This window comes from Antrihabitans stalactiti (genome assembly GCF_012932915.1).
Classification (GTDB): Bacteria; Actinomycetota; Actinomycetes; order Mycobacteriales; family Mycobacteriaceae; genus Antrihabitans; species Antrihabitans stalactiti.
On the sequence record NZ_VCQU01000005.1, the window covers coordinates 31,319 to 50,843 of the forward strand.

Annotated in this window: 15 protein-coding genes; 7 read left to right on the forward strand and 8 right to left on the reverse strand. The window is 64.1% G+C overall.

Annotation, left to right across the window (positions count from 1 at the left end):
- Positions 1-6: 6 nt before the first annotated feature.
- On the reverse strand, positions 7-3,489 hold the full coding sequence (car, locus tag FGL95_RS15290; protein ID WP_169588302.1) for a carboxylic acid reductase: 3,483 nt from the start codon (positions 3,487-3,489) through the stop codon (positions 7-9).
- An 11-nt stretch (positions 3,490-3,500) separates the two neighbouring features.
- On the opposite strand from car, the gene FGL95_RS15295 reads away from it, so the two are divergent.
- The 5 genes from FGL95_RS15295 to FGL95_RS15315 are packed head-to-tail and all read left to right on the forward strand — an operon-like array spanning position 3,501 to position 9,684.
- Positions 3,501-6,341: an ATP-binding protein gene (locus FGL95_RS15295; protein ID WP_169588304.1), complete on the forward strand. Its 2,841-nt coding sequence runs from the start codon at positions 3,501-3,503 to the stop codon at positions 6,339-6,341.
- Positions 6,342-6,353: 12 nt separating this feature from the next.
- Positions 6,354-7,145, forward strand: a complete 792-nt coding sequence (locus FGL95_RS15300; protein WP_169588306.1) for an alpha/beta fold hydrolase — start codon at positions 6,354-6,356, stop codon at positions 7,143-7,145.
- Complete coding sequence (locus FGL95_RS15305) at positions 7,142-7,651, forward strand: ester cyclase (RefSeq protein ID WP_169588308.1); 510 nt, start codon at positions 7,142-7,144, stop codon at positions 7,649-7,651. The genes FGL95_RS15300 and FGL95_RS15305 overlap by 4 nt, the downstream gene beginning before the upstream one ends.
- A gap of 53 nt (positions 7,652-7,704) precedes the next feature.
- Positions 7,705-8,241 carry a hypothetical protein gene (locus FGL95_RS15310; protein WP_169588310.1) on the forward strand — a complete coding sequence of 179 codons (537 nt, stop codon included), beginning with the start codon at positions 7,705-7,707 and terminating at the stop codon, positions 8,239-8,241.
- A 27-nt stretch (positions 8,242-8,268) separates the two neighbouring features.
- A complete protein-coding gene (locus FGL95_RS15315) occupies positions 8,269-9,684 on the forward strand; it encodes a DUF2252 domain-containing protein (protein WP_169588312.1) in 1,416 nt (471 codons plus the stop codon).
- Here FGL95_RS15315 and FGL95_RS15320 read toward each other — a convergent pair.
- The 4 genes from FGL95_RS15320 to FGL95_RS15335 form a co-directional block, all read right to left on the reverse strand.
- The gene (locus FGL95_RS15320) at positions 9,673-11,052 is read right to left on the reverse strand and encodes a phenylacetate--CoA ligase family protein (protein WP_169588314.1); all 1,380 of its coding nucleotides are present in this window, start codon (positions 11,050-11,052) and stop codon (positions 9,673-9,675) included. The genes FGL95_RS15315 and FGL95_RS15320 overlap by 12 nt on opposite strands.
- A gap of 65 nt (positions 11,053-11,117) precedes the next feature.
- Positions 11,118-12,833 (reverse strand): ATP-binding cassette domain-containing protein, encoded by a 1,716-nt coding sequence (locus FGL95_RS15325; RefSeq protein ID WP_169588316.1) that lies wholly within the window; start codon positions 12,831-12,833, stop codon positions 11,118-11,120.
- Between the two features lie 29 nt (positions 12,834-12,862).
- Positions 12,863-14,083 carry a type III polyketide synthase gene (locus FGL95_RS15330; protein WP_206071934.1) on the reverse strand — a complete coding sequence of 407 codons (1,221 nt, stop codon included), beginning with the start codon at positions 14,081-14,083 and terminating at the stop codon, positions 12,863-12,865.
- 25 nt (positions 14,084-14,108) lie between these two features.
- Positions 14,109-15,503, reverse strand: coding sequence for a fatty acid desaturase (locus FGL95_RS15335; protein ID WP_420838057.1), 1,395 nt, complete (start codon positions 15,501-15,503; stop codon positions 14,109-14,111).
- A gap of 229 nt (positions 15,504-15,732) precedes the next feature.
- Between FGL95_RS15335 and FGL95_RS15340 the strand changes: the two genes are divergently transcribed.
- Both FGL95_RS15340 and FGL95_RS15345 read left to right on the forward strand, forming a co-directional pair.
- Complete coding sequence (locus FGL95_RS15340; RefSeq protein WP_169588320.1) at positions 15,733-16,374, forward strand: hypothetical protein; 642 nt, start codon at positions 15,733-15,735, stop codon at positions 16,372-16,374.
- A 28-nt stretch (positions 16,375-16,402) separates the two neighbouring features.
- The gene (locus tag FGL95_RS15345; protein ID WP_169588322.1) at positions 16,403-16,945 is read left to right on the forward strand and encodes a hypothetical protein; all 543 of its coding nucleotides are present in this window, start codon (positions 16,403-16,405) and stop codon (positions 16,943-16,945) included.
- Here the strand turns inward: FGL95_RS15345 and FGL95_RS15350 are convergent.
- The 3 genes from FGL95_RS15350 to FGL95_RS15360 form a co-directional block, all read right to left on the reverse strand.
- Positions 16,930-18,345, reverse strand: a complete 1,416-nt coding sequence (locus tag FGL95_RS15350) for an HNH endonuclease signature motif containing protein (protein ID WP_169588324.1) — start codon at positions 18,343-18,345, stop codon at positions 16,930-16,932. The genes FGL95_RS15345 and FGL95_RS15350 overlap by 16 nt on opposite strands.
- 153 nt (positions 18,346-18,498) lie before the next feature.
- Entirely contained in the window at positions 18,499-18,846 is a 348-nt protein-coding gene (locus FGL95_RS15355) for a VOC family protein (RefSeq protein WP_169588326.1), read from the reverse strand.
- 10 nt (positions 18,847-18,856) lie between these two features.
- On the reverse strand, positions 18,857-19,516 hold the full coding sequence (locus FGL95_RS15360) for a TetR family transcriptional regulator (RefSeq protein ID WP_169588328.1): 660 nt from the start codon (positions 19,514-19,516) through the stop codon (positions 18,857-18,859).
- Between the last annotated feature and the right edge of the window lie 9 nt (positions 19,517-19,525).

The following is a 19,525-nucleotide window of genomic DNA, read 5'->3' on the forward strand; positions in this document are numbered from 1 at the left end:
GTGTTCCTAGGAGTCGATCGCGGGTCCGAGCAATCCGAGCAACTGCAGGTCTGTCACATATTTGCCGATGAGCGCCCGCGTCAGGTGCGGAATGCCGTTTCCGGAATCGATATTCGCGGCGTCGACGGCTGCGCTGAAGCCCTTCGCCGGCACAGCCGATCCACGGACAGCGCGGCCGGGACGCTTGTAGGCGTGCAGCAGCGGCAGCACGGATGCCTGGCGTTGGGTCTCCGGTAGCGACCGCAGCGCGGGTTCGAAGCGAGCCAGCCAGTCGGCATAGTCGTCGATGCGCTGAATTGGGTGGCCGGAATCGATGAGCCAGTCGACGAATTCGTCGAGCGAGATGCCGTCGTCGTGCGGGTTGAGCACGTCGAAGGTCTGGAAACCCGCGGTCGCGCCTGCGCCGAGCGTGGTGATCGCTTCGGCGACGAAGTCCGCGGGCAGACCGTCGTAGTGCGCGCGTTGCCGCTGCCCGTCGGCGTCGGTGCGATAGAAGGACAAAGGTGCGATCCCCGTGGCGACCACGCTCAGCAGGAGGCGGGTGAACAGGTCGGGGACGTTGAGCTGACCGCCGAATCGACTGTGCGCCAGGATCATGTCCGAACGGAAAACCGCAACGGGCAGCCCGCACAGATCGTGGGCCTCCCTCAGCAGCACCTCACCTGCCCATTTGCTGTTGCCGTACCCGTTGGCGTAGCTGCCGTCGACGGTGCGCTCGGGGCTCATTTCGCGAATGTCACCGTCCTCCTCGAATGCCGACGGGGCGATCTGGGCAGCGACCGCGACCGTCGAAAGGTAGGTCACGGGCTTGATCCGCGACGTGATCGCCAGGCGGATGATCTCCGCAGTACCAACGACATTGGGGCCGAACAGCTGGTCGTAGGGGAGGACATGGTTGACGAGGGCCGCTGGGTGCACGATCAGGTCGACGGTCTCGGCGAGCCGATTCCAGGTCGCGTCGTCCAGGCCGAGGTTCGCTTCGCCGATGTCGCCGGCCAGCACTTCGAGCCGTCGAGCGGCGAGATCGCGGTAGTGGGTTATCAATTCGGGGTCGCCGCTGTCGAAGGCTTCCTCGAGGCGGGTGCGTGCTGCGTCGACGTCCTTGCCGCGAACGATGCAGACCAGGCTGCCTCCGGTTCGGTCGAGCCGCTCCAGCCATTCGAGGCACAGGAAGCGGCCGAGATAGCCGTTCGCGCCCGTTAGCAGCACGGTCTGCGGCTGGCCTGTCTTCGACGGGAGATCCTTTGCGGCGTCGAGTGTTCGGGCGTCGATGAACTTGTCCAACGTCAGGTCGGCGGCCAACGCCCGCTGCTCGGTATGGACCGAGGTGAACGTTGGACGCAGCGACCCGGACTTCTGTGCCGCAGCGACATAGTCCGCCAACTCCTGTAAGCCGTTGGCCGGACTGACGATGACGCCGACCGGTACGTCGATGTCGAAGATGTCGCGCAACAGGTTCGAAAATGACAGTGCAGAAAGTGAATCCCCGCCGAGATCGGTGAAGTGCGCATCGGGCGTCAGTTCGCTCGGGTCGCAGCCGAGCAACGCCTTGACCGCGCGACGCACAGTTTCCACCACAGGCAGGTCTCGGGCTTCGTGACGCAGCGCTACCAACTCGTTGGCTTCGCCTTCAGCCAACTCGGCATACAGCTGCTGGAGACGGTCGCCATAGTGAGCGATCAGCTTGGGCCGCAACAATTTACCGATACCGGTCAAAAGTCCGTTCGCGGTCGTAAACGGCTCGGTCTCGATGATGAAGTCGCGTGGGATTTCGTGTGAGTTGAGTCCGGCGGCCTTGGCGACCTGATGCATCGAATTGCTCAGCGCTGCTTTTGGATCCGCGCTGTTCAAGACCTCCTGAGTCGGCACGATGACGGCGAGCAGGTATGCGCGTTCGCTGCTGCCGTAGACGAAGATCTGTTCCAGCAGAGGGCTGCTGGCAAGCGCTGCCTCGACGTTGGCGACCGCGACGAACTCGCCCTGCGACAGCTTCAACACGTTGTTGCGGCGGTCGACGTAGACGAGCCGGTCCGGCGCGAGTTCGGCGACGATATCGCCGGTCTTGTAGAAGCCGTCCGCGTCGAAGATCTCGGCGTTGATGTCGGGTCGCTTGTAGTACCCGGGAATCATGGTGGTCGTCTTCAACAATAGTTCGCCACGCGAATGTGGTTGGTCTGTACCGAAATAGCCAAGTTCGGGCACGTCGACCAGCTTGTATTCGAGTACAGGTGGACGCCGGACGATCGTGTCGATCACCACGCCGCCGCCGGCCTCGGTCGAGCCGTAGCCGTCGTGCAGATCCAGTCCGATCACCGATTCGATGAACGTCTTCATCTCCGGTGCGATCGGCGCGCTGCCGACGATGACGGACATGTACCGTCCGCCCAGGAAGTGTTCGCGTAGTTCGGCTTTCACTTCGTCATCGAGTGCAGCGCGGTCCGCGCCAGGCACGAAGCGCCGGTCCATCTCGCTCTGGTAGCGCGCAAAGATCATGTCGCACACGCGGGGCACGAAGAACAGTTCCGTCGGACCGGTGAGGGCAATATCCTCGAACAGCGTCGACATGTCGCTCTTCGCCGCGAAAAACGCTGTGCCGCCACGCGCGAGCACGCCCTGCAGCGAGATGCGGCCTGCGATGTGGCTCATCGGCATGTAATTGAGATTGATGCCGGCAACCACCGGCTGGGACAGCCACACCGCGGTCACCAGACTGTCGGTGTACATCGCACCTTTCGGCGTCCCCGTGCTGCCTGAGGTGTAGATCAGCAACGACAGTGGGTCGTCGTCCTCGGCCGGAACGAACAGCGGCGCGGGAGCGAGCGCACGGCCCCGTTCGAGTACCGAGTCCAATGGTTCGAGGATTACCGCGGTGTCCGCGAGGCGTCGGGTCGCGGATTCGAATGCGGCGCGCTGGTCGTCGTCTTCAGGGTGATAGTCGAAGACGACCACCCGATCCGGTGTATGACCGGCGAGTGCGAGGTCGACTGCGGTGGTGAGAGTTTCGGCGCTGACCGCGAAAGTCTTCGGCGTCGTCTCGGCAGTGATAGCTGCCAACTGCGCGATGGTCGCATTGGCTTGCAGCGGCACTGTGACCGCGCCGAGGTGCACGCACGCCAGGTCGACGGTGGTGTAGTCGCTGCTGGTGAAGCCGAGGAGCGCGACGAAATCGCCTGCGTACACGGGATGTTCGGCGTCGTGGTGCCAGGCGGCCGCGACCGAATTGACGCGGGACCACAACTCGCCGTAGCTGATCGTGTGGAACTCGGGTAGCAGGCGAAGCGACCGACGACCCGCAGCGTCCGTGGTCAGCTCGACCGCGCGCTGCCCGACCGCGGGGCGATCTGCGTACCTCTCCATCACGGTCGCGATCACCTGCGCCAGTCGCATCCCTGGCTCACGGATCGCCGCGACGACCTCGGGGTTCGGTCGCGCATCGCGTATGTCCTGATGAGCGGCATAGAGCTCCGCGATCCGCTTCGCCAATTCCATTGGTCGATCGTATGGAACCACGGTTTGATGGTGGTGTGGAGGTGTTCGTCGGGCGTGAGCGCGAGTTCGGCCGCCTACAACTCTTGTTGGAGCGCGGCGGTGCGCTGCTGCTCGCGGGCGAGCCCGGGGTGGGAAAGTCCAGGCTGGTTCGGCGCTTCCTGGCCGATGTCCAGCGGCGCGGTGGACTCGGCGTCTCGGCGACTGCCTACGAGGGGCAATGGCAGCCGCCGTACGCCGCGTGGATCGAGATACTGAATCAACTGCCTGGCGAGGCCCCCGACCTGAGCGCCGACCATGCCGACCTCTCGCCCGAGCAAGAACGGCTACGGGTCTTCGACGCGGTAACTCGCGGTGTCCTTGGTGCGTCGGCGACCAAGCCGGTCGTCGTGGTGCTCGACGACCTGCAATGGGCGGACGCGGATTCGCTCGCGCTCTTGCGCTACCTCGGCAGGCACGTCCGCTCGTCGCGGCTCGCGCTGGTCGGCGTGTACCGCCATCCCGGAGTCGACGCGAGCAACCCGCTCGGTCCGGTACTCGAACAGTTGCAACGAGAGTCGGGCGCCGAACTGATGCTCATGTCCGGACTGTCGGCCGATGAGGTTGCGAGCTACCTTGCGCAGGCGGCAGGCGCGACGGTGCCCGGCGCGGTGACCGCCGCTGTCTACGACGCTACGACGGGAAATCCGTTCTACACCAAGCACGTCTGGCAGCTGCTCGTCGATTCGGATCGCGTGCGATTTCGCGAAGGCTGGTGGTCGACGGACTTCAGCATCGCCGAACTCGGCATCCCCGAGGGCGTCCGGCAGGTCGTCGCGCAGCGGTCTGCCCGACTGTCCCCGACGACACAGCAATTGCTGACCAATGCGGCGGCTTTCACCGGTCCGTTTGCGCTCTCTGACCTGCAGAACCTGCTGCCGCTGGACAAGGCCGTCCTGCTCGACGCACTCGACGAGGCCATCGCCGCCGGGCTGATCCGCTCGGCCGACCGCGCGCCCAAATACCATTTCGCCCACGCGATCGTTCGCCACGCGGTCCTTGCCGGGATGAATCCCGATCGGGAGGCGCAACTGCACAGACAGGTCGCCGAGGCGCTCGAATCGGCTGGCGGCACGGCTGCCGAACTCGCATACCAGTACCACGCCTCGGCCTCGGTTCCCGGCGCCGAGCGGGGTATCGAATGGTGCCGCATTGCCGCTCGTGAAGCGAAAGCCGTTGCCGCCCATGCGAAGGCGGTCCGGCTGCTCCAGATGGCCGCCGACCTCGGGGAGTCACGCCCGGACCTCCTTGCCGAGTTGGCGGTCGCACAAGCGGAGGCGGTGCTCGTCGAGGACGCGTTACGCACGTCGTCGCAGGTGTTCGCGGCGCTGGCACCCGCAGAGCAGGTCGCCTTTGCCACCACGCTGGCGACTGCACTCAAGGACGCAGGCGCTCCGCGATCGGCGTGGAATCAACTCGTCGATCGCGGGCTCGCCCTGAAGGGCGACGTCCGGGACTTGGCCTGGGCGCGCCTGACGTTGCTGCAGGACCGAGGCGCCCCGGTCGTGCATGGGCCGCTGCTGCTGTCCGGTTGGCTCGGCCTCGACCCCGAAGCACAGCGGATCGTCGCCGAATTCGGCGACGAGGACGATGCCGCCCGTGCCCTCGAACCTTTCGACGTCCGAACTCCTGCAGAGACAGAGGCGGTGCTGGCCCGCGCTCGGACCTGGCAGCGAGCGTCGGCACGCCTGCGCGCGTTCGACGTCGTCGCGCGTGACCGCGTCTACCGGCAGGGCGACGCCAGACGTGGTGCCGATGCGCTCGCGGAGTTGCTGGCCGAAGGGGAGCGGCACGGTTCTGTACAGGCCCAGGCGGAGGCGCTCGCCCAGTTGGCCCTATGTCAGGGGCTGCTCGGGGACCTACCTCGTGCGCAACCGAACCTCGATCGAGCGCGCGAGTTCGTGCGCAAACTCGGTCCGGGGCATCGACTGCACGTGGTGACCGAAATAGCGCTGCCGTGCGTCCTGGGATACCTGGTGGGTGCAGCCGACTGGCCGGAATTGGCAGCCCGGACCGATGCACTGACCGCGGACCCGGCCCTGGCTGCGATCCCGCTTGGCTTCACGCTTGGCTCGTTTTCTGTGATGGCCCATGGGCTTTCGGGCAATCAACTCCGCGCGGACCGCACGCTCGGCTACCTGCTGGACGGCATGGAACTTGCCAGGCCGGATACCTACCTTCTCAATGGCGCGGTCTGGACGGCGACGAGTGGCATCTGGGCGTTGCGGTCGAGCCCGCACGTCGGCCGGTTGCGGGCGGTCACCGATCGCATGCTGGCCGCTGGGCAATGCGCCGGACCGTCTCGGTCGCTCGAGCTTGCCGCGGGGCGGCTGGCAGCAATGGACGGCGACGATGCCGCTGCTTGCGAGTGGTTCGCTAGAGCGCGGGTGGTGCTGGAGTCGGGCGGTCAAGGTCCTTTGCGTGCGATCGCCGATCTGGACGAAGCGATCGTTCTCGAACGCGGGGGAGCCGACGCGCGACGACGGGCGGCCGAACTGCGACACGACGCGGTGACGTCCTTCCGTCGACTGTCGATGACAGGGTGGGAACGCCAAGCCGCAGAGCCCGATTCGGCGCTGACCGACCGCGAGACCGAGGTGCTCGCTCTGCTCGCGAACGGCCGCACCAACCGAGAGATCGCGAGAGAACTGGTCGTTGCCGAACCGACGGTCCGTCGGCATGTGGCCAACATCTACCGCAAGCTCGGCACCCGTAATCGTGCAGAGGCCACCGCCTACGCGTTGAGCGCACGAATACACACTTTGGTCGATGCGACGGCCGTCGACGCAGCAGTAGAAAGACATCACCCACTCTGAACAGGAGTACCGATGTCCACAATCGACCGCAATGGAGTCACCCTCGCCTACGAGGATGTCGGCGTCGGCGCACCGCCGATGCTGTTCGTCCACGGTGCGTATTGCACTCGCGCCGACTTCGTCAGCCTGGTCGCGCATTACCGCCCGCAGCACCGCGTCATCGCCGTGGACCTACGCGGCCACGGCGAGAGCGACACCCCTGACCAGGTCTACTCGGTGAGTGCCTTCGCCGACGACCTGGCCTGGCTGTGCGCGCAGCTTGGCGTCCACCGTCCCATCGTCGTCGGGCACAGTCTCGGCGGTCAGGTCGCCCTGCAGCTCGCGGCCGATCACCCCGAGCTGCCTGCCGCGATCGTTGCACTGGACTCCACCATCGCCCCGCCCGATGGGACCGGCGACATGTTGCAACCGTTCACCGACGCGATGACGACTCCGGGTTATCTCGAAGCGCTGCATCAGTTCATGGCGGTGACGGTTTTGCCGACCGACACGCGAACTCACGCGGCGGGAGTCCTCGACCGTATGAACACTGTGCCGCAGCACGTCGTCGCATCGACGTGGATCAACGGACTTGTCGGTTGGGACAGCGCGCCCGCCGCATCCGCTTGCCGGGTGCCGTTCCTCTATATCGACCACGGTGCGCCGAACTGCGACCTCGCTCGGCTTGCGGAGCTATGTCCGCAGCTGACCGTCGACCGCACCGACGGCGTCGGACATTGGGCGCTTCTCGAAGCGCCGGACCAGGTGATGTCGATCGTCGACCGCTTTCTCGAAGCCACTATCGATCAAGGAGTTCCGCGATGACTACCGACTTGACGGAGATGTATCGGCGTTGGTTGTACGAGGCGTGGGGCGCAGGTGACGTCTCGGTTGCCGAGGAGTTGATTGCCGAGGACCTCGTCGACCACAACCGATTGGAGGGGCAGCCCCAAGGCCGCGCGGGTGATGTGTGGGCTGCCAACATGGTCCGCACCGCGTTCCCGGACCTGCGCTTCGAACTCGACATCGCGTTCTCGAACGGCGAATACGTCACCGGCCGCTGGACCATGACCGGCACCAACACCGGACCGTTCGAGATGTTCGGTCTGCCGCCGACAGGTCGGCCCGTCACGATGACCGGGCAGGAGATCTTTCGGGTCCGTGACGGCAAGTTCGTCGAAGTCTGGCATCAGGAGGATGTGCCGACGATGCTGTCCAATCTCGCACTCGACCCGCCGCCGTTCGTCATGCGGATGGCGGCCAAGCGCAGTGCCCGGCTGTATCGGCGTGAGCAGCGGCGAAGCCCCGAACCCCTTGCAAGGGTGGGCTAGATCAAGCCTGAAGGTGTCTGGTCGGCGCAGCTCAACGCTCCGAAAATTGCTGTATGAACGTCTACCTGCGGAACGCACCGACCTGGGTGCTGTCGGTGTACTTCGGGCTTATCTTCGCCATCTGCCTCGCGATCGAGTGGCCGATCCTGCAGCACGGCCGCGCGACCCTTCCGGACGCCCTCCTGCCGGCCGTCGTCGGCGGGATTCTGTTCGGCGCGATAATCGGTCCGAAGATGGCTCGCCAGCGGCGAGAGGTGAACGCCCTGGTCGGTCCACTATCCGACGACGCCTATCGGTCCGCGAAGCGTGCGGCCATCCGCGGACCTGTGCCATCCGACCCCGAGACCCGCAGCGCCGCAGAGCGGCTCGCCGAAAACGGATTGACTCGGCTCAACACGATCGGCGCCCGGGTCTACGTCGCGCTGGCGATCATCGAGCTGATGGTCGCGGCCTCCTTTGCCTATCACGCGCTCACATCATCGGCGTGGTACTGGGCGCAAGCAATACTTTTCGTTTTCCTGGCGGTCATCATGTTGTACCCGCTCTGGTTGCGCGGGCACCTCACGCATCGCATCGAATTGCTGCGCTAGCAGGGGATTACAGCGCACTATTGGCTTATGGACGCTGTGCCCGAACGCGTCGGCAGCCACGAGGTGGTCCCGACTGCCGACGGCACCGACTACGCCTCGCTGCGGCGGCGCGCCGTGCCACGGCGGGAGCGATACCTACTAGGCAAGCAGTTGCGTCATGACACACCGAGATCGTCGTTGGGCGAATGGAAGACCACGACAGACCGTCCGCGCACGCTTGCCCTGATCGATGCCTCGCATCGCGGCAGGATCGAGTCACTTGTTCCCGTGCGGGTGGGCCGAATGGTGGCCTCGCCCTACGGGTTTCTTCGCGGGTCCGCGATCGTGATGGCACACGATCTCGCGATGCTGCCCGCGACCGGCATCCGACCGGTGATCTGCGGGGACGCACACCTCGGCAACTTCGGCTTCTACGCTTCGCCGGAACGCGACCTCGTCCTCGACCTCAACGATTTCGACGAGGCGCATCCTGGCGGCTGGGAGTGGGACGTGCGCCGCCTGACCGCAAGCATTTGGATTGCGGGGAGACAGAATTCGGCGACAGAGGCGCAGTGTGGGAGTGCGGTCGAATCGTGTGTTGCCATGTATCGCAGCCATATTCGCTGGCTGGCCGAGCAGCCTTTACTGGCACGGTCTTTCGAACGCCTGGATCGTGACCGCCTGCAGACGACGGCGTCGAACAAGTCGCTGCGCAAGGAGATCAAACGCTCTGCGAAGCGGGCACGGCGGCGGGTGAGCGACCGGGCGCTGCCCAGGTTCACCGAAGAGGCGAAAGGTGGGCGGCGCATCGTGACCGAGCCGCCGTTGATCACTCGCCTGCCCGAAGTCGAGGCCGAGCAGCTTGCCCAAGGCCTCGACGACTACCTCGACACCTTGCCAAGCCATTGGCGCCGGATGCTCAGTGGCTACACGCTGGTCGATGTAGCGCACAAGGTCGTCGGGGTCGGCAGCGTCGGCTTGCGCGCGTACGTGGCACTCCTCGAAGGCAGCAGTCCGGACGACGTCGTCTTCCTCCAGCTCAAGCAGGCCCGACGATCGGTCGTGGCACCGTTCGTGCACGGCGACTCCGCATGGCACGACCACCAGGGCCGCCGAGTCGTCGAATACCAGCAGGCGCTACAGACGGTCAGCGATCCGCTGCTCGGCTGGACGACCGTCGAGGGCCGCCAATATTACGTGCGACAGTTTCGAAACATGAAGGGCGCCATCGCGATCGATCATCTGTCGCCCTCGGCCCTCACCGATTACGCAGGAATATGCGGCAGGCTGCTGGCGAAGGGGCATGCGCGGACAAGCGGCGCGTCCATGATCGCCGGCTACGTCGGGAAGTCCGACCGACTCGAGACCGCGCTCTGCAACTTTGCCCGCGCGTATGCCGACCAGACCGAGATCGACCACGGCCTCATGGTCGAAGCTGCCGCGAACGGAAAGCTACCCCTGTGAGGGGAGTGGGACGAATCGGCGAAGTTTGCCAGTCGCTTCGTGTCGTCGCAACCGGTCGGTGATTTGAATCCGAATGGCCGGGTCGGAGAGCCCCTGCGCGCGGAGAGCGGTGACGACCGCAGCGGTCAGCGTGGTGATATCCGGTGAGCCGACGGTGAGAATGTCTGCGCCACCGACAGTTTGAGTGACCTGATATTCGGAAACTCGGGGATCTGTGCCGAGCACGTAGCGAAAGGCGCTCGCGGGCACTGTGATTGTGCCGTATTGGAAGTCGTCGTCGCGGCGGCCGCCGATGTCCGCCACCCGGGCGAAGGCACTCCCGCACGGGCATGGATCGGGAAGCCACGTCACCTGGTCGCCGAGGTCGTAGCGGATGAACGGAAAGGTCCGGTTGGCCAGACCGGTAGCCAGGGTTCGAACGGCGGGCTCATCTGGACCAACCGGCATGCCGTTCTCGTCCACGCGCTCGAGCACCACTTCGTCCTCGCAGACGTGCAGTCCCTCGCCGCGCGCGCAGCCGACGGCCTGGACACCGATCTCGGTAGAGCCCCAGAGGTTGTGCACCGGCACGGACCAGGCATCCCGGATGGCTTGGCGGTCCTCGTCGAGCAGCGGTTCGGAGTTGGTGCTCACGCGCACGGGCGAAATCTTCAGTTCGCCGGCCGACGCCGCCCGAGCCAGTCGACCGATCACCGACGCGTAGCCGACCATATGCGTGGGCTGGGCGGCCGCGACAGCGGCGAGGATCTCGTCGAACGGCACCCCGACCGGTATCACTGCGGTCTCCATCCCGGCGGCCGTCGGCACGTCGAACAACGGGGTGCTGGCGTGTGGCGGCGTCCCGGCCGCCAGGACTGCAAGCCGCGCCGGACCGTTCCCCTGAGTCCGGAGCTCTTCGCGCGCTTGCACCCGCCAAGCGAGGCACGCTGCTGAGACGTAGTAGTTCCAATCCCAGACGTACACTCCGCGAACGCCGCTCGACCCACCCGAGCTGAAAATCTGTTCGTCGCCCGGCGTGTACGAAAACCATTGTTGCTCAGCCAATATCCGCTCGGCCTGTGCCCGGTCGAGGTCGTTGACTGTGACGATGCTGTCCCATTCGTTCTGTGCGTCCTGCTTGGTCATCATCGGCACCGACGCAAGATCCGCGACGGTGGCCGTCGCGGGATCGATGTCGCTCAACCGCGACGAGTGAAAGGTGGACCGTTCCTTGGCGTAACCGAGCAAAGCCCGCAGCCGGTGGGTTTGGTGGCGCTCGATCTCTTCTCGGGACCAATCCAGCCGACCGATGTGATCGATGAGTGCCGCCTGGACCGTGTGCAGATGCGCGGCGCGCAAGCGCTCGTACGCAGAAACCGCTGTCGACATCGAAGCTCCACCTAACCTCGTGAGTCTTTTCGGAGTCTATAGACTCCGAAAAGACTCACGAGGGGTTAGGCAACCTGCAGGGATTTCGCGGGGTAGGTGACCTCGGCGACCTGGCCGTATTCGAGCTTGACGAGCTGGTCAGCGCAGTCGAAGTAGCGGTCGTCGTGGGTGATGACGATGACCGTCTTACCGCGATTACGGAGGTTCACCAGGATCTCCTTGTAGAAGACTTCCCGGAAGCGAGGCTCCTGGTCGGCGGCCCATTCGTCGAACAGGTAGATCTGGCGATCCTCGAGCAGAGCGGTCAGCAGCGCGAGCCGCTTCCGCTGCCCTTGCGACAGCGCGATCGTGGATAGTTGCCCATCCTTGACCGTCACCTTGTGCGCGATCTGCAGCTCTTCGAGGTAGTGGCGCACCTCGTCGTCGATGCCGGTCCGGTCGAAGCCGAGGTAATCCTCGAACAGGTGGAAGTCGGTGAAGATAGCCGACGTGTTCTGGCGGTACCACTCGACGTTGCTCTGGTCGATCATCTCGTCGTCGAGGACGAGTGAACCGGTCCGCGGGACGTAGAGTCCGGTAATCAGTTTCGCCAGAGTCGATTTGCCGCTTCCGTTGCCACCCACGATGAACGTGATCTGCCCGGGTTCGAAGGTGAGGTCGATCGGTCCGAGCGCGAATCCCGACCCGTCGTCCGGCGGCGGACCCATCGGGTGCGGACCCTTCGGACCCGGACCGCCCGGACCAGGCGGCGGCGGTGGGGGCGTGTGCATCTCGTAGCTGTAACTGACATTGGCCAGCTCCAGCCGTGCCTCGCCCGCTGCGGGACGCTCGGTGTAGGGCAGCAGATCCTCGTTCGGCCCCGAGGTCATCGACAGGTTCATTCCGCGAATCTTCTTCAGTGCCACGTCACCTCGCAACAGGTCCGGGATGCGGTGCATGAAGTTCTGCATCGGCATCGACAAGAACGTCGTGATCAGGACGTAGGCAACCATGGTTTCTTGCGGCACATGCATCGCGGCGGCGAGCACGAAGAGGATGAGCGCCATCGTCAGGAGCTGGAACGTCTGCCCGAGTCCTTGTGCCACAGAGAATTTCGAGCCGGCTTCGACGTTCTGCGCCCGCAATGTGCCCGCGGTGCCGAGCAGGTGCCGGTCCATGAAGTCACGGCGACGGCCACGGTGGAGCTTCAGTTCCTTGATGCCGAGCGTGACCGCTTGGAAGGACCGGAGCAGCACATCCTCGTTCTCCCGAGCCTCGTGGTAGATCTTGCGCACTCGCTTGAGGAACATCTCGACGCACGCGATGCTCACCAACGTTCCTGCAACAGTGATGGCGAAGATCGGACCCGACACGGCTGCGAGGAAGACGAAGCAGCCGATGATCGTCGTGACGTCGACGCAGATGCTCGGAATCGCCGTGACGGCCTGCGACAGCGACCGCACGTCTTCGGTCAGGGTGGCGATGAGCCGGTGTGTACCAAGGCGTTCCAGCTGCTCGAGTGGTGCCGAGACTACGCCGGAGCTGAGGTCCGCGCGCAGCTGGAAGATCGCTTCCTGAGCGAGACGGATCAGCAGCACCTGCGACAACACCCCGCTGGCAAGTACGACCACCCCCGTCACGGCGAAGCGCGTAAGCATGTCCGGCGGCTGGGGTTCCGGTGACACGACACTTCTGATGAGGATCAGCAGGTAGGTGTTCGCGGCACCGCAGACGAGGCCGGCGGCGATGATGGCGACAATCCGTTGCCAGGAGACCGAGATGAGGAATTTGATGAGTTGCATGACTGGGCTCTCTTAGGGCGATGTGATGATCAGGTACGGACGATGTCGAAAATCAGGCCTTCGAGCGTGACCCCAGGCGCGAACGAGAATGCGACGCCGGTCGAGGCCGGCTTGCGCTTGCTCCGCGGGTCCGTCTCGATCTGCGCGGCCATCTGCTCGAGCACGAAGATCAGCGAAACGCTCAGCATGTTGCCGTATTTGGCGAGGACGTCCCAGCTCGGCGCAGCAGCGGCAGGGTTGAGCCCGAGCGAGCGGACCGACTCCTCGATGATCTTCGGGCCACCCGGGTGGATTGCCCACAGATCGATGTCGGACTTGCGTAAGCCGTTGCGCCGCAGCACCTCTGCGATGGCAGGATCGACACCGTCGTAGATGTAGTCGGGGAGGTTCTCCGATAGGTCGCAGGTGATGCCGTTGTGATTGACGCCGAGCACGATGCCGTCTTCGGTGTTGTCGAACAGGTGGCTGAAGCTGCTGCGGATCACTATCTTGCCTGGCGCCAAAGGCTGCTGGACGTTGCTGGCGCCGATCACGACCGCGCCGCAGCCGTCGCCGAACAGGCTGTGAATGATGACGTCGTTGACGTTGTCGTCGAAGACCGCGTTCACCGAGCACAACTCGAGGCAGATGACCATCGCCTTCTGGTCGGGGTGTGCCCGAACGTAGTCCGTGGCGGTCCGGATGCCGTTCATCGCGGCAGCGCAGCCCATAAAGTTGACGACGATGCGGCCAACCGAATTCGGCAGGCCCAGTTCCTTCACCACGGCGACGTCGACGCCGGGGGCGATGAAGCCGGTGCTCGTGACGAACACCAGCAGACCGATGTCTTCCACAGCGCCGTCCATGCCAGCGATAGCCCGGCTGGCGACGTCGACGGCCAGCGGCGCGGCGTACTTGTAGAACAGATTCATCCGGTCCCGGATGGTCCCCGGTCCGCTGAGCTCCTCGATCTCGGGGCCCATCGGATCGACTGCGAGACGGCGGGTGTCGATCTTCGTCTTCTCGTAGATGCGCGGGATCCGGGCCTGTTGTGCAGGATCGTCGAACATTGCCGCCACCTGGGCGGCTGCGTCGGACTGGTGGTACACCTGGCTCGGCGAGCCGGTTGCGATGCTTTCGATCACCGCAACGGTTGTCGGCGGGGTGGGTGGCAGTTCGTGCATGCCGATCGCGAACGAGCGGTCGTTGCGGGGCTTGCGTCTACGGACCGAGGTGGTGTGGGCGTTGCCTTCGCCGAAGGTGATAGTCATGGCAGTTTCCTTTCGAGAAAGTGTGTTAAACGGTTCCGATTCCGGTGAATCCTTGGACGGTGTACTGAGCGCTCGTCTTCAATGCGCTCGGTGAGAAGTGCTCGCGGATGAATCCCCAGTTGCGTTCCTGTGCGTCGCGGGAGGGCGACAGGAGGTAGGTGCGGCACAACTTCGGGAACCGGTCGGTGAGAAAGCTTTTCGCCGGTAGCCATTCGACGCCGTACTTCGCCGATTCCTCGCGCACAGCATCTTCGGTCGCGATGTTCGCGAATCCGCTGCGCTGGAACGGGAGAACGTGGTGCACGCGGTGACTGCTGAGGCCTGCCGAGAGGAAGCAGTCGATGTAGCGGTTGCCGACGACTTTCAAGTCGTAGGCCTGCTCTAGCTGGTTGATCGCCCAGTCCTCGGTTTCGACGTGCTCTGGCTCGTCGGTGTCGAAGTCGTGGCTGGAGACGACCAAGAACGTGCTGAGCCACAGTGATACGACGAACTGCAGCGCCCAGGCCCAGAAGTCGCCCATCACGGTAAAGACGACCAACTCGCCGACCAGCAGGAACCGCATGCCGAACGCCCCGATGAAGTGGGGGAGTGCACCGCGCCAGGTTCCGTACATGTCCTTGATGCCGACCTTGCGGGTGAGGCGGCAGACGTCGAGCAGTCGAAGCGTCATCCCGGTCAGCACGTGCCCGAACTTGTGCAGCGTGTGGATCGGTATCCGGTACAGCCGAGGTATGCGCATCATGAAGGTGAAGACGTTCTTCTTGATGTCGACTTCACTCTGCGTATGCGGGTGGTGCAGCAGCGCGTGGCCGTCGGCGGTAACGAACGCCAACGCAACATAGTTGGCGTCGAAGAAGTTCGCGTAGATCTTGGTCATGCCCTTCTGGGCGCGATGGATCGCGTAGTGACCGAAACCTGCCAACCCGCTTCGAAGCAGCACCATCGCAATGACGAACGCCGGCAACGGCATCCAGGACGGCTCGGCCAGCCGCAGCGCTTGCACACCGAAGTACGCGACGATCAGCATGCCGACGACGACGTTGAAGATCTTGTCCATCTTCTTGATTCGTGCGGCCAGCACCGGTTCCTGGATCCGGGCCTTGATCTGGTGCAGTAGATCCTTCTTGTCATCGAAGTTGTACGACGGTGTGTCGGTCCAACTTTCGAAGCCGGGCTTGAACAGGAATTCCGGCGCGTTGGCAGTCGGATGAATATCCTCGGGCGTCGCGTCGCGGTTCAGTGCGTACCGCTTCAGCATCCGGTCGATTCGCTCCGGGTTCTTGTGGTACGACCCGATGATCGACGTGATGTCGCGATTCTTGGTTCGACCGATGAAGAACTCACCACCTGGATGCTTGGAGATCCAGTCGGTCAGGTCGTAGGCCTTTCCTTTGTAGATCCACACGTCCGGCAGTTGCATATCGTCGGGGGGCGGGCCAGCGGGCCGACTGAACGGACGCTCCTCCGATTCAATAAGGCTGTCCGTCATTTCCGTACCCTTCCGAGACTGTCCGAATGTTCACGTCAGGAATCTTTCCGCTGAGCCCTTACTCGGCTCTTGGCTTTTGCTTAACGCCGCATCAGACTGGGCTAGGCTGCCGCAGCTGAGGGGCACATTTGGACGCTGAGACAGAGCGAAGGAGCCATGCATGACGCAGACCGTGTCAACCAGATTCGGCGGGTTCTGTGGAGTCGCATCGGCGCTGATCGTCATCCCGGCGTACGTTGTCGGATCCCCTGAAACTCCGAAGACACCGGCCGACGTCGGTGACTATTACGAGGACGCGTCGTCGTTCATCACCGCCAATGGCACGCTGCCGCTGCTGCATATCTTGTTCGGACTGATCTTTCTCGCGGTGCTGGTCTCCCTCTTGCGCGCTGTGTCCGGTCCGACTGCCGACGTCTACTTGCTGTTGGTCAGCGGCACAGTGTTCATTGCTTTGACGGCCGCCGGGCTCGCCGCAGAAGTTGCCCGGCCCGCGGCAATCTCCCGATTCGGTGGCGTGGCTGTCGCGGGGTCGGATCAGTCTTTTCTCATGCTTGCCGTCTGGCTTTACCACTACAGTCAGATCGCTGCTGCAGTAATGATTTTCGCGGCGTCAGTGGCAATCGAACGGACCAGCGCGCTCCCGAAATGGGCGTCGGTGGGCGCCCTGCTCGGCATCCTTCCGCTGTTTCACACGTGGGTTGGGATAACGGCTACCTACTGCACGGTTGCGTGGGTCGCCGCTATCGGTCTGGTGATGCTGGTCTTCCCGGCGAGGGAGAGCGCCGAGTCTCCGGCTACATGAACTCGCTGCGAAGGGGCACCATGTAGGAATGGGCGCGATCGCACTGCTACTCGTCGTCGCGATCGTCGGCGGGATGAGTTTCGTCCTGTGGCGATACGGCGGATCGGTCGGTGCGCAACCGTGGAACGAGCTGTATCGCAAAGGCGCAATCCATGCACCGATCGAGACGCTTCAGGACGCAAATTACGGGCACCCGATAGACGTGGTCGCCACGATTCGCCAGGAGTTGGCGCTGATCCCGCGTGATCCGGTCCTCAAATGGGAAACGTTCATGGACACGGCAGGGGAGGGCGACGAAACTCAGGTCTTGTTCGTCGTCCGACTGCTGAATGTCTCGACTGCCCCGGCCGAAATCGTCGAGTCGCTGTCTGTGAATCTCACCGACAATGCCGGTGAGCGAGGAATCCGGCGCTGGGACAACGCCTACCGCCAGTACTACTGGCGATCGCGCGCCGAGGCCGTGGCAGTCGTGAACGACACGATCGTGTCACCCACGGTCTCGTGGGCCCGCTTCGCGGTCAGTCGGCACACACCCCCGCCTGCGCTGGACCCCGACTACCGAATTCTCTGACGACAGTCCTCATCGTCCTCGTCGAGGAGGTACTCGCCGGGGTGGAAGTAGTGGTTGATTCTCGGTTTTCGTTGCGGGTCGATGTGGGCGGGCGGGATCCAGAGGGTCCGACCGCGATATCGACCTGCCCGGCAAGGTGTTGTGGTCCAGTCGTTTTCGGTTTCACCGACCAGTGGGTGGTGGAATTCGCAGGCGAAGGTCAACTCGTCGGCATCGGTGGCGCCATTCTGCGCGCGCCAGGCCTTGCAGTGATGGCATTGACAGAAGTACCCCGGGCGCGTGCAGCCAGGAAAGGTGCACCCACGGTGTTGGGCGTGCATCACGATCCGTTGGTCGGGTTTCGCGATTCGGCAGCTGCGACCCAGATACAACGGTCGCCCATCGGAGTCGTCGAAGATCGCCAGGTAGTGGTTGGTGTGGGCTCCCAGGCGAATGAACTCGCGCAGAGGAACCATCGACCCGCCGCCGGTGACGGCGTGACCGGCGAGGTTCTGGATGTTGTTCATTGTGGTCGACACGATCACCGTGACGGGTAGGCCGCGGTGCTGGCCGAGGTCTCCGGAGGCGAGCATGGCTCGGCACGTGGCTTTGATGGCGTCGTGTTGGCGTTGGCCGGTGTTGCGGCGATCCTTCGAGGCGATTTCCTCGGTCGGTTCCTCGTCGACCACGGGTGATTGGTCGTCGGGGTTGCACATTCCGGGCTTGGCCCATTTGGCGAAGAGCACTTCGAGGTCTGCGCGAAGTTCGGGGTCGGCTGTGAAGGTTCCGGTGCTCATCAGGTCCGGTCCTTGCTTTCCGAGATGGAAGCTGCGGCGGCGGGCGCGGTCTTGGTCGTCGAAGATGCCGTCCGGATTCAGATGGGCGTCCAACCGATCGGCAGCCTTCTTCAACTCGTCGGGCCGCATGGTGGTCGCCAACGTCGCCAGGGTTTCCTCGGCGACCTCGCGAGTCTCGATATCCACCGAGTTGGGTAGGTGTCGGAAGAAGTCGCGGACGACCTTGATGTGGTCGCGTCCGATCAGCCCGGACCGTTGGGCAGCGGCGGTGTGCTCGCGCAAAGCCGGCATCGGTTGACCGGTCAGCGACGTGCGTTCACCGAGGTCTTCGGCTTCCCCGATGCGGCGCTGCAACTCATGACGTGTGATGCGCAGAGCATCCGCGACCACGTCGCGGTTTCGTTGATTGCCGAAGACTTCGTCGGGCGCTTTCAACACTTTCAGCAATGCGTTGTGTCCGAGCGCCGGGATGCGTCGTGCAGCGCTTTCCAACCCGCGGAGGATGTCGAGTTGCACCTTTTCCGGCAGCGTCGTGGGGAGCGCGGCAATAGAGTCGAGCGCAGCCGACAGTGCAGCGAGCGCTGCTTCCGCTGCCTCGTCGGCTACCACCGTGCTCGAACTCATGTGCTAATTGTATCGGCGCCCACCGACAAGAAACCGCAGCTCGAGACTGTAGAAACTAATGTTGCGCACGGGATTTCGCCGAGCGCTGGTGCTCGTGTGATTGCCGACGAGCTGTTCGGCGACCAGCCTCGTGCCTCGCACCGAGGAGGTGTCCTAGGTGTCGAGCGGTCCGCCGCCGAAGCCGGTTTCGTTGCCGTCGGGGTCGTAGTACGTCGCCTTCCGAACCCCGTTCGGGTAGGTCTCCAATTTGGCGGGTTGGAGACCTTGCTTCTCCAGTTCGTCGATGACGGCGTCGAGGTCGTCGACGAAGATGTTGTGCATTGCGTGCCCGGCGTGCGTCGGCTGAACCCGGATGTAGACCGATCGATGTTCAGCAAGGTCCCAGACTGCCTCGGATTCGCCGGCCAGCAGATCGGGCGGGCAGCCGAACAACCTCGAATACCACTCCAGCGCCGCGGCGAAATCCGTGACCGGGATACCTGCATACAAGTCGATGGCCATGGGGCCCATGCTAAGTCGCGCGGGCGCCAGAGGTGATCAGGGATATCGCAGCGTCTGTGTACTTGTCGGAGGAGCCGACGGCGTCAGGGTCGCGTGCGGCGCGCACGATCGCCATCAAAATGATGCCGACGACGGCGTGCGAGGTCTCGGTGACATCGAGACCGGTTCGCAGTACGCCGCTCTCGATGCCGCGTTCGAGGTAGCCGGCCACGAGTGATGCTGCAAGCTCGACAAGTCCGTACCAGCGGTCGGCGAGGGCGTCGTCGATGGTGTTCGCTTCGAGGACAAGGAATTTCGCCAGCCGCGGCCTTGCGACGAAGGCAGCGTCGATTCGGCGGGCGATGGTGCGCAGCTGATTCTCGAAGTCGGTGAGCGACGTAGCAGTGATCGTCAACGCCACATCGTCGAGCAGGATGTCGCCGAGGATCTGTTGGACGCCGTAGTCGATCACCGGGTCCAGGATCTCCCGTTTGTTCTCGAATCCTTTGTAGAAGGTGCCGAAGCCGAGGCCGGCCTGGGCGGTGATGTCGGCAATCGACGTTGCGTTGTAGCCCTTCTCCAGAAACACCTCGTACGCAGCGTGGATGAGTTTCTGCCTGCGGGCTTCGATATCGGCGGCTGTGGCGCGCGGTCGGCCGCGTTTGCGTGCGGGCGCGGCGTCGGAACTCACTCGGTGACA

Excerpts from the sequence above, each read along its gene's own strand:
- FGL95_RS15345 (WP_169588322.1), top strand. The coding sequence starts at position 16,403 with ATGGGCGCGATCGCACTGCTACTCGTCGTCGCGATCGTCGGCGGGATG.
- FGL95_RS15300 (WP_169588306.1), top strand. The coding sequence starts at position 6,354 with ATGTCCACAATCGACCGCAATGGAGTCACCCTCGCCTACGAGGATGTC.
- FGL95_RS15325 (WP_169588316.1), bottom strand. The coding sequence starts at position 12,833 with ATGCAACTCATCAAATTCCTCATCTCGGTCTCCTGGCAACGGATTGTC.
- FGL95_RS15315 (WP_169588312.1), top strand. The coding sequence starts at position 8,269 with ATGGACGCTGTGCCCGAACGCGTCGGCAGCCACGAGGTGGTCCCGACT.
- FGL95_RS15295 (WP_169588304.1), top strand. The coding sequence starts at position 3,501 with ATGGAACCACGGTTTGATGGTGGTGTGGAGGTGTTCGTCGGGCGTGAG.
- FGL95_RS15335 (WP_420838057.1), bottom strand. The coding sequence starts at position 15,503 with ATGCAACTGCCGGACGTGTGGATCTACAAAGGAAAGGCCTACGACCTG.
- FGL95_RS15340 (WP_169588320.1), top strand. The coding sequence starts at position 15,733 with ATGACGCAGACCGTGTCAACCAGATTCGGCGGGTTCTGTGGAGTCGCA.
- FGL95_RS15305 (WP_169588308.1), top strand. The coding sequence starts at position 7,142 with ATGACTACCGACTTGACGGAGATGTATCGGCGTTGGTTGTACGAGGCG.
- FGL95_RS15320 (WP_169588314.1), bottom strand. The coding sequence starts at position 11,052 with ATGTCGACAGCGGTTTCTGCGTACGAGCGCTTGCGCGCCGCGCATCTG.
- car (WP_169588302.1), bottom strand. The coding sequence starts at position 3,489 with ATGGAATTGGCGAAGCGGATCGCGGAGCTCTATGCCGCTCATCAGGAC.
- FGL95_RS15330 (WP_206071934.1), bottom strand. The coding sequence starts at position 14,083 with ATGACTATCACCTTCGGCGAAGGCAACGCCCACACCACCTCGGTCCGT.
- FGL95_RS15310 (WP_169588310.1), top strand. The coding sequence starts at position 7,705 with ATGAACGTCTACCTGCGGAACGCACCGACCTGGGTGCTGTCGGTGTAC.
- FGL95_RS15350 (WP_169588324.1), bottom strand. The coding sequence starts at position 18,345 with ATGAGTTCGAGCACGGTGGTAGCCGACGAGGCAGCGGAAGCAGCGCTC.
- FGL95_RS15355 (WP_169588326.1), bottom strand. The coding sequence starts at position 18,846 with ATGGCCATCGACTTGTATGCAGGTATCCCGGTCACGGATTTCGCCGCG.